Below are 13,120 nucleotides of genomic sequence, written 5' to 3'. Positions count from 1 at the left end.
ACACTCATGATAAAAAACGAAAAAGGATTTACATTAATTGAGATGCTCATTGTTCTGCTTGTTATATCCGTATTGCTTATCATCACGATCCCTAACATGGCCAAAAACACTGACTCCGTAAAAACAAAAGGGTGTGAAGCACTCAAAAAGACCGTAGAGGCTCAAGTACAAGCATACTTTATAGAAACAGGTACTCCCCCCGCTTCTATTCAAATACTGGTGGATGAAAATTATATATCTCAGGCTAAATGTCCCAATGGTAAAGAGTTGGTTATAAGCTCAGAGGGAGATGTAAGTGAAAAAGTATCAACAGAAGGAACGTAACGGCTACACTTTTACAGAAATGGTCATCGTTTTATTGTGCTGGTCCATACTCCTCTCCTGTTTCATTCCTTTGCAATACCGTACCTACCAAGAACTTGAAGCAAACCTTACCCTTCAACAATTAAAGGAAGATCTTCTCCTTACCCAACACCTTTCCATGAACGAACATATTTACTATACGCTCAATTTTGACGAAGAATCGGGAGGTTATGTTTTATATGACACGAAAGAAAGAAAAACAATTTTCACTAGAAAACTCCCTGAAAAATGGGTCATGCTTTTGACTACTCTCCAGCCCACGGTGCGATTCAATCAGAAGGGAATCATTCAAAGAGCAGGAACGATGTATCTGTATGCACCAAATAAAACATACAAAGTCGTTTTTCCGTTCGGTTCGAGCAGGTTACGCATTGAAGAAATCTGAGGGTTTCACGGTACTAGAGACCCTGAGTGCGTTTACCCTTCTTATGGCCATCGCACTATTCACGGTTCCTCTGCTCACCGAAATAAGGAGCGCGCAGAAGGACCTTCTAATAGAAAGAGAAGCCATCACGCTGCTTCATGATGAGTTTTTTGAACACAGGATGAGGAGCGGTCCACTCCCTTATACATCACAACGTTCATTACCTACTGAAATTACTCTGACCATTCAGTCCGAGGAAGAATGGGTCGTAGGGTGCGTATTATGGAAAAACCAGAGAAATGAAAACAAGGAGTTCTGCTTGTATGAAAAAAGGGAATAGGTCAAGTGAAAGAGCATTCACATTATCAGAAGTATTGATCAGCCTAATGGTGACCATGATCCTATTAACGATTTCTGTCCCTTTATTTTCTTTACTGAAAGGATTTGACCATTACTCTGAATTATCAATTGATCAGCTCAGCGCAGTCATACAATGGGAAATCAACCAGTGCCGTTCCTATAACGTTTCCGATCATTCCATCTCATTGATTGATAAGCAAAACCGTCACATTGTAATGGAGCATTATGGAGAAATTTTCAGGAGAACCGTCGACGGATCTGGACACGAAACCCTCATTCAAAATATAGGTTCTATTTCTTTTGAACATGAATCTCCTTCAATTCGCATGGAGGTAGAAATTCATGACCAAACTCACACGAGAAAAATCCATCTTCCATAATGCGCAAGGAATTGTCTTCCCTTGGGTGCTCATTCTGTGCTTTTTACTTCTCATTGTCACTCTATCAACCATCAACCAATATAATAATCATCTTCTCCTTGTTAAAAGTCATCAATCTTCGGTTATAAAACAACACATCCTCGACACTTCACGAATGAGATTAAATGTAAAACTAGAAACACTTCCCATAGAGCAAAGGCAATACTCTTCTGCCTTTCATACTCCTGATGGTGAAAGTGTAGTTGACTGCACACGTGAAGAAAGTCATTGGGATTGCCTTTGGAATATAGTCGTAAACAACAATCAATTCCAGGTTAGAACTTTTCAAATCCCATAAAAAAATCGCCCCTCACTGAGGGACGATGCGTTTATGAGATATTTTGCTTATATTCCATCCGTTTATCTGTAATCCCACGAAGTCCATCTATATCATACCCTATGACTAATTTATCACCATTTGTCAGGATGGGACGTCTCAAAAGCTTAGGCTTCTCAATAACCAACTCTAGAAATTCATTCAAGGTTAGGTCCTCTACATCAAGTTCAAGCGTTTTAAATTCTTTGCTTCTTTTCGCTAAAATTTCATCAATCCCATGTGTGGTCAGTGATAGGATCCTTCTTAATTCATCAGCGGTAGGAGTCTCACGAAACAGGTGCTGTTCGTTAAAATCCACCCCTTGACTCTTTAACCATGATTTCGTGCGCCGACAAGATGTACAACTTGGGTATGTGTAGAATTTTAACTTTTCCATGTTTAACGCTCCTCGCTTTTTTGTATAACTTTATTGTATATTGATTGTATAACCTTTGTACAATATTTTAAACTCCTTTTTTCTATTAGACAAATTATTTTCACAATTTGGCGGGTTAAAGAATAAGGTCAAGTGGGAATACAAATACTGAAGAATGAAAGATGAATACGTTTTATTTACAATTGTATCCGGGTCGTTTATAATATGAATGATAGTTTAACGATAGAAAAGGAGGGGGAAAAAGCATGGATCGAATGTTTCGAGTACTGGCCTTTTGGACAGGTATCTTCGCTGTCATGTTCTATACAGGCGATATGATGGAAGCTTCCTTATTATCACTAGTTCAAACGGCTTTTTTCCTTACTATTGGTTACCTTAAGCTGTCAGAACGTATGTATGTGTACATATTCTTCTCATACTTGACAGTCTTCATGATTGGATTCACGTATTATTGTTCCTTTATCTTAGTACCAGGATTTGGTGGACACTAAAAAAAGAACCTGTCATCCTTTTTAAGGGTGACAGGTTCTTTTTTTTACTCTTAATCTTAATTAAGGAAAGGATTTTCTTCCCGCTCTTCGCCTACCGTTGTCGGCTGACCGTGGCCAGGAAAGATTCGCATATCATTACGTAATGGGAATAGTTGTTCCCTAATGCTTTTCTCAAGAACTTCGCGACTTCCTCCCGGTAAATCTGTCCGTCCGATGCCTCTTTGGAACAAGGTATCTCCAGCAATGGTAAGTCGCTGGTTCCTAAAAACAAAGGAAACACTTCCGGGTGAATGTCCAGGGGTATGACGGACTTCAAATGGAAAATCCCCTATTTGCATTTGACCTGTTTCAAAGTAGTAATCCGCTGGCCTAGCAGTAATTTTACCTAATCCAAATAATGCGGATCCGTTCTTTTCAGGGTCTCCCAACCATTCTGCTTCACTTGCATGTATGTAAACCGGAGCTTCATAAGCATCCCTTACTGCATCAACAGCCCCAATATGATCGAAGTGTGCATGGGTGAGTAGGACAGCAATAACCTCAAGTTTTCTTTCCTGTAAATAGTTCTGTAACTTTTCAAAATCCCCACCCGGATCAATGACCAACGCTTTATTATTCTCATGGATAATATAAGCATTCGTTGCTATAGGACCAAGCGGTAACCTAGTAATTTTCTTCATTCTTTACACCTCATTTATTTCCTTATAAAATTATCGGCTTGATCGTACATTGTGTAAAAAAAATGTAGATAACTCGACAATCTTTTGTTTATACTATAAAATAGATAAGTACCAATAACTACATATAGTATAACATCTATCCTTTGTGGATGATAATAATGAAAAGAGACTTAGGGGGTGCTGAATTTGGTAACAGCTATTCTTCTTTTACTCGTAACAATCTTATGTGTTTGGGCAATTTTCCGTGAACTTAAAACAAAAAACTTCTTTGCTGTTCTTTTTGCAGGTGCATCAGCATTGATTTTCGGATGGTTCTCAGTCATGACCATCTGGTACAACTTATTCGGTTAAACAATGAAAGCAAGCAGACCTATCAGGTCTGCTTGCTTTTTTCATGATGATCATATCAGGAACGAGAACTTCTAATTTCTTCATCCGTTTGCAATAGCTGCTTATTTTTGTTGAAAAAATACCTGTACATACATAAAGTAATAAACATGGCACTCAATGATACGGAAGAAAAAATGCTAAGAGAGATGACTAACTGATACTTGATGGCCATGACAGGTGACACACCACCAAGAATCAAACCTGTCATCATTCCCGGAAGCTGGACAAGGCCGATCGTTTTTAGTCGATCGACGTTAGGTATTAGGGATGCATGCAACGTATTTTGAACAATTAGATGAGACGCCTGTTTAGGCTCTGCTCCTAAGGATAAGGAAGCGAGCAACCGGCCGTTGTTTTCTTTAAACTCATTTTTCATTCGTTCAAGAGCAAGCCCCATTGCGGTCATACTGTTACCAATGACCATTCCACTCATTGGGATAACTTCAGAAGGTTTGAACTGGATCATGTCAAATAAGAGCCACAAACTCAACACCCCTACCTCTATGGCCAAAAGTCCTCCAAAAAGTATAAAACCTACATAAGGCAAATCCTTTCCTTTTTGCCTGGCATGAAAAGTTGCAATGATGATCATGACTGTCAACATAAATGGGATCCCGTAACGAGCGGGCAGATCAAAAAGGAATGTTAATATGTAACCGATGGCAAACAACTGGACTGTTCCTCTAACCGTAGACCAAATGACATTTTTGCTCACACCCAGCTGATAATAATAAGACAATGCTAAAGGTACGATTACAAATATAATTAAAAAGAATAGCGACTGATTTGATATTTCTGGTTCCAAACCTTCTTCCTCCCTACTGCTCTAAAAACTTCGCAAGTTCTTCTGTTTTCGGATCATCAAACATATCTGGTATCTTCCCGTCTTCTACAATCTGTCCATCACTTATAAACAATCCTCGGTTGCCAAGCCTCCTTGCTTGATTCAAATTATGAGTAACCATAAGCATGGTAAGTTTATGTTCTTCCATCAAACACTCCAGTACCTCTTCAATCTCTTCTGCCGTGCGATAATCCAGAGCGCTGGTCGGCTCATCGAGTAGTAACACATCTGGTGAATTGGCTAAGGTCCTTGCCAGGGATACCCTTTGCTTTTCCCCGCCCGAGAGCTGATCTACATCCCTTTCTAAATAATCGGAGGGAAGTTGAACGTATTCCATTAATTTTTTTCCTTGTTGATCGTCCCATTCATTAAACAAGGAGGGGCCATATTTAATGTTATCCAATACGGTTCCCGGAAATAAATTCGGCGCCTGGAGAACAAGACCCACTTGTTTTCTCAAGTCAGTGATGGAATGTTGTTCAATCGGTTCCCCGTTAAAATAAATGTTCCCCTGCTCCGGATCATTCAGACGGTTTAATAAGAATAGTAAAGTACTCTTCCCAGCCCCTGATGGTCCAAAGAGGATAACTTTATCCTGCTTTTCCATTGTAAAATTAATATCTTGAAGCACCCCTTGGTACACATGCTCAAAACGAAACATACCATTCCCTCTCTCCATAAAACGTTGTTTGTAAATATCATTACCCTTATATGTATGAATTTATGTGAACAGCAAAGGAAAAGCTGTTTATGCTTCTATTAAAGCTCCTCTTCTCACTCCTATATAAATTCCTGTAGAAGATAAGGATTCCCCCCTTCACTACATGGAAATCCCAATACCCTTTGTCCTCATCTACAAAGCTTATCAGTTTTTTATAAAGTTTTCTAAATTCCAGTCCGCAAACCCCTCTAAATTCGCTCAGTTGCTGCTTGAGCCTACCATTTTTCATCGAAGTTCATTTCTTACACAGAAAAAAGCCGCTAAGACCATGTCCCAGCGGCTTTTACTTATTTATCGGATTGTTCGAAATCGTAGAACCTAAACAAGTCACCATAAATGATATTATCCGAATAATTCATTTCTTTGCTTACTTTTTCTTTAACGGGCTGGCATGCTTGTGCATTTTCTTCAGGAAGAGGTTCTCCTGAAGAGCGATCATAGCACGTTTCATTTGAATATAAATAATCTTCTGTAATAAAGCTGCCGTCTCTTAAGGCAACGAAGTCTTTATTCTTTTCGGAAAACATGTTGTCACCGAAGGTCAAATCTCCATTCTCTTCAATACCAAGGAGGTGGAGTAATGTAGGTTTGACATCAATTTGTCCGACAACCTTATCCTGCACTCCCCCATCTTCGTATCCTGGTATGTGGACCATAAATGGCACTCGTTGAAGTTGTGTTTGCACATAAGGGTCCACTTCTTCTCCCAGAAATTGCCCCATAGCTTTATTGTGAAAATCACTAATCCCATAATGATCACCCATCAAAACAATGATGGAATCATCATAAATACCCGCATCTTTCAACTGCTGGAAAAACTGTTCCAATGCTTCATCTGTGTAGCGGGCGGTTTGAAAATAAGAATTCAATGTTTTTGAATTGGAATCGTATTTATCGATATTCGCTTTTTCTTCAGGAAGTTCAAATGGGAAATGGTGAGTCAAAGTAATAAATTTACTATAGAACGGTTTTTCCTGTGCTTGCAAATATTTAATGGATTGTTCGAAAAACGCTTTGTCTTCCAGTCCCCAACCAAAAGAATTTTCAGGGGTAACTTCGAACGATTTCTCATCATAAAACTGATCATACCCTACATTGTCATACATGACGTCCCTGTTCCAAAAACTTGCATTATTGGCATGAAAAACAGATGTTTGATAACCTTCTTCATTCAATATTTCCGGGAGGGCATTGTACTCATTTCCTGCATGTGTGAAGTACACAGAACCTCTTCCCAATGGGTAAAGAGAATTTTCAACAATAAACTCCGAATCAGAGGTCTTCCCTTGTGCTGTTTGATGGTAGAAGTTTTCAAAAGTGATGGTGTCCTTACTTTGTTTCAAGTCATTAAGGAATGGTGTCGTCTCTGTGCCATTGATCTCTGAGTCGAACAGGAAGTTCTGGAACGACTCCACACTAACAAAAATGACGTTTTTATCTTCTGCAATCCCAAACAACTCCGAATCTTTGTTAGTTTGATCAGGAGAGGTTTCTTTCAAATACGTTTCTATTTCACTGATTTCACTGCCATCTGCAAATACACGCTGAGCTTTTGTTTTCGTCTGCATTGTTGCATCATAAAGATGGTAGTTGTATATCCCAATATTCTTCACCAGGTATTCGCGGTCAAAGGCCCGTACGAAAAGCATCGGACGTTCAATCTCTGCAAGCACAACATTCCCAGCCAGAAGCAAAAATGTAACAGCTGTGGCTGCAATTTTCCCACGTTTGGGCAGCTTTACAGTAAGGTCAAACTTTTTGCGGCTTAAATACCATACAAGTGCTACATCAGCGAAGATGAAAATGTCTTCATTGTGAAGCAGTGTTAAAAAACTTCCTGTGAGATCTGCAGCATTGTTCCCCTGAAAAAGCACGGGGATGGTAATAAAGTCTGTGAAATTCCTGTAGAAAATCAAGTTTAAGAATAAGACCAATGAACCGATCAATGTTGTCCAGCGTAAATATTTCATTTGATTTTTTGGTTTTAACCATACACTAATCGCAAAAATCAAATAGGCACTGGCAATCGGATTAAATAAAAGTATGAATTCTTGCATTGGATTCTCAATCGATAAATCGAACATGAATCTATACACGACATATGTCTTCAGACCAAATAACAATGTCGCAATGATAAATAATGGCATGTTCTTCATTCTCCATTGCATCATGGTTCCTCCTCTAGTACGATACTGGTCCATTTTAACAAAAATTAACCAGGTTCCTTATCTTCTTTAACATTTTCCACTTATAATCCATATTAAACTCTTTCTTCATATATGACGTAAATGGTCCCAATAAGGTTTCATGAAATTTACATTTTCCATCATTTTCAAAATGATAGGGTGGAGCTTTTCTTATCATAAGACAAAAACATAATAAAAAGAAGTCCTAACGATTAAAATCTATTTACAAATTTTATACAAATGAAACATAAAAAAGTTGGAGCCTTGAGGCTCCAACTTTTTATTTATTCTTTTTAACTAAGAAAGCTCCTCCAATGACACCCGCATCGTTCCCTAATTCAGCTATTCCAAAACTCGATGCTTCTGCTGTTCGTGGTAAAGCATATTTCCTATACGCTTTTTCAAGCGGTTCCAGCAGCAAATCTCCTGCTTTGGAGACTCCGCCACCGATCACGATTTTTTCAGGGTTAATGGCAATTGCCATGTTAGCAATCGCCATTCCAAGTACATCTGTAATCTCCGCAATCACACCACTTGCTGCTTCATCGCCATCTTTGGATGCATCAAATACATTCTTGGATGTTAACGTCGAATCATTTATAAACTCATTCAGTTTGGATTCTGGGTGTTTTTCTGCTGCTTCTTTTGCTTTTCTGACAATACCTGTAGCTGATGAAACGGTCTCAAGGCACCCGGTTTTTCCACAGTTACAAGGAGCTCCTCCATTTGGTACCACTGTAACATGGCCAAGTTCGGCTGCTGTACCATTGGCTCCATTGAGAATCTGACCGTTAGCAATAATGCCGCCACCTACACCCGTACCGAGAGTAACCGCAATCAGTTCTGTGCACCCTTCTCCGGCACCAAGCCAATTCTCACCTAAAGCAGCTAAGTTAGCATCGTTATCTACCCACACAGTCATTCCCGTCAATTCTTTGAGAAGGTTACCGAAGTCAAAATCTTTCCAGCCAATATTCACAGCTTCATGAATATAACCTGTCGTTGTATCAACAAAACCTGGCGCGCCTGCGCCAATCCCTACAACCATAGACGTGTCGATCGCCTCTTCTTTCAAAGTTTCTGAAATGGAAATGGCGATATCAGAAGGAATGGCTTCTCCCTGATTAGCTGTATTCGTGGGAATCTCCCATTTTTTTTTGATTGTACCGGTTTCCTCAATAATAGCCAATTTTACTGTCGTTCCCCCGATATCTGCACCGATATAATAATGACTCATCACTTTTCCTCCCCTATTTGACGATCCTTTTGTTTAGCGATTTCACTTCTTAAAAGCAGGATAGCCATTTGATAGTCTTCTGATGGCATGCATTGGGCTTTGTACAACTCCCTTACTTCATCTTCCATCATTTCTAAATCAGCCAACCTGTTTCCTATGTAAATGATCGTTCCGAATTTTTTCAAATATTGCTGAATATCATAAATCGTTTTCATTCGTCATCACCACCATTCATTATACCAATACCTTTAAGACTTGAAAATGCAAAAACCCCGATCGATCAACGATCAGGGTCATTCGGGTGAAGAAATGCAGGTCTGCGGTTTTTTAAAGGAATTGGAGAACGAAGTAAAACATCTCTTAACGGTTTCCATGAAAAAGGTAGAAATGGCCACAAATAAGGTGTTTTGAAAGACTTCATGCTGGAAATATAGAGGATCCACAAAGTCACTCCTAACACATAACCTTTTAATCCGAATAAGCCCGTAACGAGAAGCAGCACAAGCCTTGTTATTCGATCGGCCAGCCCTAATTCGTAACTAGGTGTAGCAAAAGTACCAATGGCAGCAAGGGCTAAATACAAAACTACTTCGCTCGAGAACATGCCAACCTCTACAGCCACTTGACCAATCAATATGGCCGCTACTAAGCCGAGAGCGGTCCCTAGCGTAGATGGTGTATGGATTGCTGCCATCCGCAGCATGTCTATGCCTATTTCGGCGATCAAAAACTGGACGATGAGCGGCAAGGTGCCGGTGTCCGTAGGTCCAATGAACGCCAGAGCTTCAGGAAGCAAATCCGGCCTCTTGGAAAAAAGAAAATACAGGGGCAGAATAAAGATCGATGCAAAGAATCCAAAAAATCGCACGGCACGTAAATAAGCACCTACTAACGGTTTTTGACGATATTCTTCTGCATGTTGTAGATGATGCCAAAAGGTTGATGGAGTAATCATGACACTCGGTGACCCATCAATTATGACAAGAATATGTCCTTCATAAAGGTGGGCAGCTGCCGTATCAGGACGTTCTGTGTACCGGATCACTGGATATGGGTTCCAATAACGACCGCTGATATATTCATCAATGGTCTTTTCTGCCATCGGAAGCGCATCCGTATCAATGTCCTGTAATACTTTCTTCAATTCTTCGACCCGGTCGGAGTCTGCAATGTCTTTAACATAACAAATACACACATCCGTTAATGACCTGCGGCCGACTTGCAAATATTCCATTCTTAAAGAACGGTCTCTGATTCTTCTTCTCGTCAAAGCCGTGTTGAAGATAATGGTCTCTACGAACCCATCTCTCGATCCTCTCACAACCCTTTCAAGATCTGGCTCCTGCAGTCCACGAACAGGATAAGTACGAGCATCAATCATAATGATTTCATCGACGCCTTCGACGACTAAAGCTGTTGGTCCTGCCAATACCCAATCCGCTGCCGCATTTAAATCTTTTTTCTTCTCTAATTCTACATAAGGAAGATGGGTTTTTAATAACTTTTCAAGTGGATCAGGATCCAGTTGATCCGGGTCCAACTTTGAAAGGAGCTTCATTAAATAGTGAAGGATATCATCTTTTACAAAGCCATCGACAAGAAATAAGGACATCCCTCGCCCAGCATAGACAAGATCGAGATGAACCATGTCAAAACTTTCGTCTACTCCAAGCCGATCTTTGAGATACGATACATTTTTTTCGTAACTATCAAATAAACGTTGTTCTTCCAAAACGCATCCTCCTCTTAACCTTCTTGGCATAGTTTCTTCCAAATTCAATTATTCATACACAGAAGGAAGAGAGAGGATTATACGCATGTCCAAAGAAAATGGAACATATCCTGAACTATAGATTACCTATGCAGAGAGGATATATGAGGAGATGATGGTTTGAGAAAAGTGTGGGTACATTGGGTACTTGGTCCTTTGGCCTTAGCTATATTCATCGCAATCTATACTCAATACTTTAATGATGAAGCGGTCATCAAGTATTTCCCTTTAGATGACAGAAGTGATTTTGAATCGTACGGAACTTCCTTGAATTTTGCTTCCCAAGAAGATGAGGATGAGTATGAAATCCTATGGAATATGTTTTCTGAAAGTGACAAAGCCATGTACTTGAGACAGGACGTCTCCCTTTTGTATGTAAATGGACGACTAAAAGGTGTTGTCAGTAAGTGGGAGGAAAACGCATCAGAAATAAAGAAGGAAACGTCTTTACATGGGGAAGACAGTCAAAAATATCAGGCCATCTCTTTCCATCATGGAGAAATACATGAGGATAGTGGTCCAATTAAAAGCATCCAGGCAAGCTCGAAGGACGAGCTTTACGTCATTGATTCGCCTCACTCGAAGCGAACGGCATTCAAAGAAGCAGCCAATCAAGAGGAGGAAGAATGGAAAAAGAGACTGGATCACTCCATTCAACAACAGTTGGAAGTTCAATGGGAAGAATTGCTTACGTACTACGGGATAAACAAAGAAGATTACACGCTTGTCCCTTTAACTGACCTCGCAGACTATAAAGACAAGCCGCTACCTGGAACAAAGGAAGATGACTCTGAACGAATAAAAGGACAACTGTGGGAAGGTTTGTATAAAAACTATGTGCTGGGAATTAGTGATACAAAATCTTCCCACCCCATCCAGAGCTATATTCCACTCATTCTTTTTGATAAAAAAGGGAACCATTTAATTGTCCTTTATGAGGATGATACTGGGAAAAAGCACCGCCTCATTCAGTCTTATTAACGGAGGTTGTTGAATAGTTCTTTAAAATCCTTTTGATCGGGATTAAGGTCGGCGGCTCGTTCTGCATGGTCAGCCGCTTTCTCTTCTTCTCCGATTTGCTGGTATAATAGCGCTAAATTATAATGTGCTTCTGCCATCTCAGGAGAAAGTTCAAGGACACGGATCAAGTCTTTCCTGGCTGCACTGGTTTCGCCTTTTTGCAAGTACGCAAATGACCTGTTGAAACGTAGAGCAGCTTCATATTGACCAGGATTATCCAGGGCTTCACTCGTGATTTCAATCACTTCGTCATAGGCACCCGATTGATTTAGCTCCTGTGTCTCTTGGACCTCGCTAAAACCTTTCGAATCATTGAATAATCCCATATAACCAGTAAACGCCATACTTGAGATAAGTAATAAAAAAACAACAAGAGCAGCAAGCTGTTTCGGCCTATTCATCTGTTTAGGCAAACGTACGACTGCAGTGGCGATAAAACCACCGATCATCCCTCCGATATGTGCTCCATTATCAATTTGAGGAACGAGCAGTCCGAATGAAATATTGATGATGACGATAAAAATGAGATTCCAACCCATTGTTCGGAAAAACAACTGTTTATGCTGGACACCAAAAAACAAGAGTGCTCCAAACAATCCGAAAATGGCACCTGATGCTCCAGCAGCCACATGGGGATTCAACATAAAACTCGCCACACCACCAAACAAACCTGAAAGTAAATAGCTCCATGTAAAACGCCAAGTTCCATACAATTTTTCAACGGCCGTGCCTAGGTAATAAAGGGCGAACATGTTCATAAAAAGATGGAGAACCCCTATATGCAGAAACATAGAAGTGGCGAGCCGCCACCATTCCCCATCCATAATTGCTGGATTGAATTTTGCTCCGTACTGTATGAGTGTTTCTACTGAAGTACTGTCACCCACCCATTCAATATAAAGAAAAATCAGTACATTGATAGCAAGTAAAAAGTAGGTCATTCGAGGTTTGCCATAATCGAAGATTGACATAACTTCTTTTCTTTGATCTTGTTGTTTCTTAACAAGCTGGTGTTTCAGGTATGGAAGCATAGCCTCCATTTCGCTTTCGCTAACCTGTTGATCCACGAGAGGTTCTTCTAATTGAAAAGCACTGTAAAACTTTTTCTTTTCTCTTGCTTTGTTTTCGTCATCCATATAGTAAAGAAAGATTGAATTCTTTTGTGAAGAGATGTTTTTTTCAACATCCTCCCGCTCTTCCACAGGTGGGTATTCCGAAACATACACTACGTGGAATTGGACTTTTCCGCCCCGGAATAATTTCTTATTTTGAGACAACTGTCGATATGACTTTTCCAGGTCCCTCCGCAGCTCATTTTTCCAATTGATTTGTTTATGAGTTAAGCGGATCACATGCGTTTGCCAATCCTGTTCCTTCTCAAGCCAAACTTCCCCTCGTTCCGTACTCATATTTAGCACTTGAAAATCTTGTGCTACAACCAGGTCATAAGTAAGTTTCCATAAATAATACTCTTGCTCAATAAACACGTTGCAACCCCCTCGATCACACCTTCATCATATCATGCCCTTTTGTTAAGGAGCTAACTGAAAGCATTAAAAAA

At 40.0% G+C, this 13,120-nt stretch carries 18 protein-coding genes; 8 read left to right on the top strand and 10 right to left on the bottom strand.

All coding sequences use genetic code 11. The features are described 5' to 3' along the window. The first annotated feature begins 6 nt into the window (after window positions 1–6). From comGC to ACQ4XT_RS12270, 5 genes are read left to right on the top strand one after another with little or no spacing between them, the layout of a single operon-like run. Complete coding sequence (gene comGC / locus ACQ4XT_RS12290) at window positions 7–324, top strand: competence type IV pilus major pilin ComGC (protein WP_446853906.1); 318 nt, start codon at window positions 7–9, stop codon at window positions 322–324. After that, on the top strand, window positions 296–748 hold the full coding sequence (comGD, locus tag ACQ4XT_RS12285; RefSeq protein ID WP_446853905.1) for a competence type IV pilus minor pilin ComGD: 453 nt from the start codon (window positions 296–298) through the stop codon (window positions 746–748). The genes comGC and comGD overlap by 29 nt, the downstream gene beginning before the upstream one ends. Next, window positions 735–1,067, top strand: coding sequence for a hypothetical protein (locus ACQ4XT_RS12280; RefSeq protein ID WP_446853904.1), 333 nt, complete (start codon window positions 735–737; stop codon window positions 1,065–1,067). The genes comGD and ACQ4XT_RS12280 overlap by 14 nt, the downstream gene beginning before the upstream one ends. Beyond that, window positions 1,051–1,467, top strand: coding sequence for a competence type IV pilus minor pilin ComGF (locus ACQ4XT_RS12275; RefSeq protein WP_446853903.1), 417 nt, complete (start codon window positions 1,051–1,053; stop codon window positions 1,465–1,467). Before ACQ4XT_RS12280 ends, ACQ4XT_RS12275 begins: the two co-directional genes overlap by 17 nt. Further along, entirely contained in the window at window positions 1,430–1,804 is a 375-nt protein-coding gene (locus ACQ4XT_RS12270) for a hypothetical protein (protein ID WP_446855755.1), read from the top strand. The genes ACQ4XT_RS12275 and ACQ4XT_RS12270 overlap by 38 nt, the downstream gene beginning before the upstream one ends. A 31-nt stretch (window positions 1,805–1,835) precedes the next feature. Here ACQ4XT_RS12270 and ACQ4XT_RS12265 read toward each other — a convergent pair whose 3' ends face one another. Beyond that, window positions 1,836–2,219: a Spx/MgsR family RNA polymerase-binding regulatory protein gene (locus tag ACQ4XT_RS12265; protein ID WP_446853902.1), complete on the bottom strand. Its 384-nt coding sequence runs from the start codon at window positions 2,217–2,219 to the stop codon at window positions 1,836–1,838. A 245-nt stretch (window positions 2,220–2,464) separates the two neighbouring features. Between ACQ4XT_RS12265 and ACQ4XT_RS12260 the strand changes: the two genes are divergently transcribed. Next, entirely contained in the window at window positions 2,465–2,710 is a 246-nt protein-coding gene (locus tag ACQ4XT_RS12260) for a DUF2626 domain-containing protein (RefSeq protein ID WP_146812856.1), read from the top strand. Window positions 2,711–2,766: 56 nt separating this feature from the next. Here the strand turns inward: ACQ4XT_RS12260 and ACQ4XT_RS12255 are convergent, their stop codons facing one another. Continuing rightward, window positions 2,767–3,390 (bottom strand): MBL fold metallo-hydrolase, encoded by a 624-nt coding sequence (locus ACQ4XT_RS12255; protein WP_446853901.1) that lies wholly within the window; start codon window positions 3,388–3,390, stop codon window positions 2,767–2,769. A 186-nt stretch (window positions 3,391–3,576) separates the two neighbouring features. Here ACQ4XT_RS12255 and ACQ4XT_RS12250 point away from each other — a divergent pair, with 186 nt between their 5' ends. Continuing rightward, window positions 3,577–3,741, top strand: coding sequence for a DUF2759 domain-containing protein (locus tag ACQ4XT_RS12250; RefSeq protein ID WP_089651730.1), 165 nt, complete (start codon window positions 3,577–3,579; stop codon window positions 3,739–3,741). Between the two features lie 55 nt (window positions 3,742–3,796). Here ACQ4XT_RS12250 and ACQ4XT_RS12245 read toward each other — a convergent pair whose 3' ends face one another. From ACQ4XT_RS12245 to ACQ4XT_RS12215, 7 genes are all read right to left on the bottom strand, one after another. Then, window positions 3,797–4,585: an ABC transporter permease gene (locus ACQ4XT_RS12245; RefSeq protein WP_115894201.1), complete on the bottom strand. Its 789-nt coding sequence runs from the start codon at window positions 4,583–4,585 to the stop codon at window positions 3,797–3,799. 13 nt (window positions 4,586–4,598) lie between these two features. Then, the gene (locus tag ACQ4XT_RS12240) at window positions 4,599–5,285 is read right to left on the bottom strand and encodes an ABC transporter ATP-binding protein (RefSeq protein ID WP_446853900.1); all 687 of its coding nucleotides are present in this window, start codon (window positions 5,283–5,285) and stop codon (window positions 4,599–4,601) included. Between the two features lie 46 nt (window positions 5,286–5,331). Next, window positions 5,332–5,574: a hypothetical protein gene (locus tag ACQ4XT_RS12235; RefSeq protein ID WP_446853899.1), complete on the bottom strand. Its 243-nt coding sequence runs from the start codon at window positions 5,572–5,574 to the stop codon at window positions 5,332–5,334. Window positions 5,575–5,632: 58 nt separating this feature from the next. Further along, the gene (locus ACQ4XT_RS12230; RefSeq protein ID WP_446853898.1) at window positions 5,633–7,513 is read right to left on the bottom strand and encodes an LTA synthase family protein; all 1,881 of its coding nucleotides are present in this window, start codon (window positions 7,511–7,513) and stop codon (window positions 5,633–5,635) included. Window positions 7,514–7,811: 298 nt separating this feature from the next. After that, window positions 7,812–8,771, bottom strand: coding sequence for an ROK family glucokinase (locus tag ACQ4XT_RS12225; RefSeq protein WP_446853897.1), 960 nt, complete (start codon window positions 8,769–8,771; stop codon window positions 7,812–7,814). Beyond that, entirely contained in the window at window positions 8,768–8,983 is a 216-nt protein-coding gene (locus tag ACQ4XT_RS12220) for a YqgQ family protein (protein ID WP_446853896.1), read from the bottom strand. Before ACQ4XT_RS12220 ends, ACQ4XT_RS12225 begins: the two co-directional genes overlap by 4 nt. A gap of 65 nt (window positions 8,984–9,048) precedes the next feature. After that, on the bottom strand, window positions 9,049–10,530 hold the full coding sequence (locus ACQ4XT_RS12215) for a spore germination protein (protein WP_446853895.1): 1,482 nt from the start codon (window positions 10,528–10,530) through the stop codon (window positions 9,049–9,051). 138 nt (window positions 10,531–10,668) lie between these two features. Between ACQ4XT_RS12215 and ACQ4XT_RS12210 the strand changes: the two genes are divergently transcribed. After that, entirely contained in the window at window positions 10,669–11,520 is an 852-nt protein-coding gene (locus tag ACQ4XT_RS12210; RefSeq protein ID WP_446855667.1) for a hypothetical protein, read from the top strand. Here ACQ4XT_RS12210 and ACQ4XT_RS12205 read toward each other — a convergent pair. Continuing rightward, complete coding sequence (locus tag ACQ4XT_RS12205) at window positions 11,517–13,046, bottom strand: rhomboid family intramembrane serine protease (RefSeq protein WP_446853894.1); 1,530 nt, start codon at window positions 13,044–13,046, stop codon at window positions 11,517–11,519. The two genes, ACQ4XT_RS12210 and ACQ4XT_RS12205, sit on opposite strands and share 4 nt — an antisense overlap. Window positions 13,047–13,120 lie beyond the last annotated feature (74 nt).

Source organism: Halobacillus sp. 12SKB (assembly GCF_052941655.1).
Note: the sequence above shows the minus strand (reverse complement) of the source record. Positions and strands in the feature narration are given on the sequence as shown.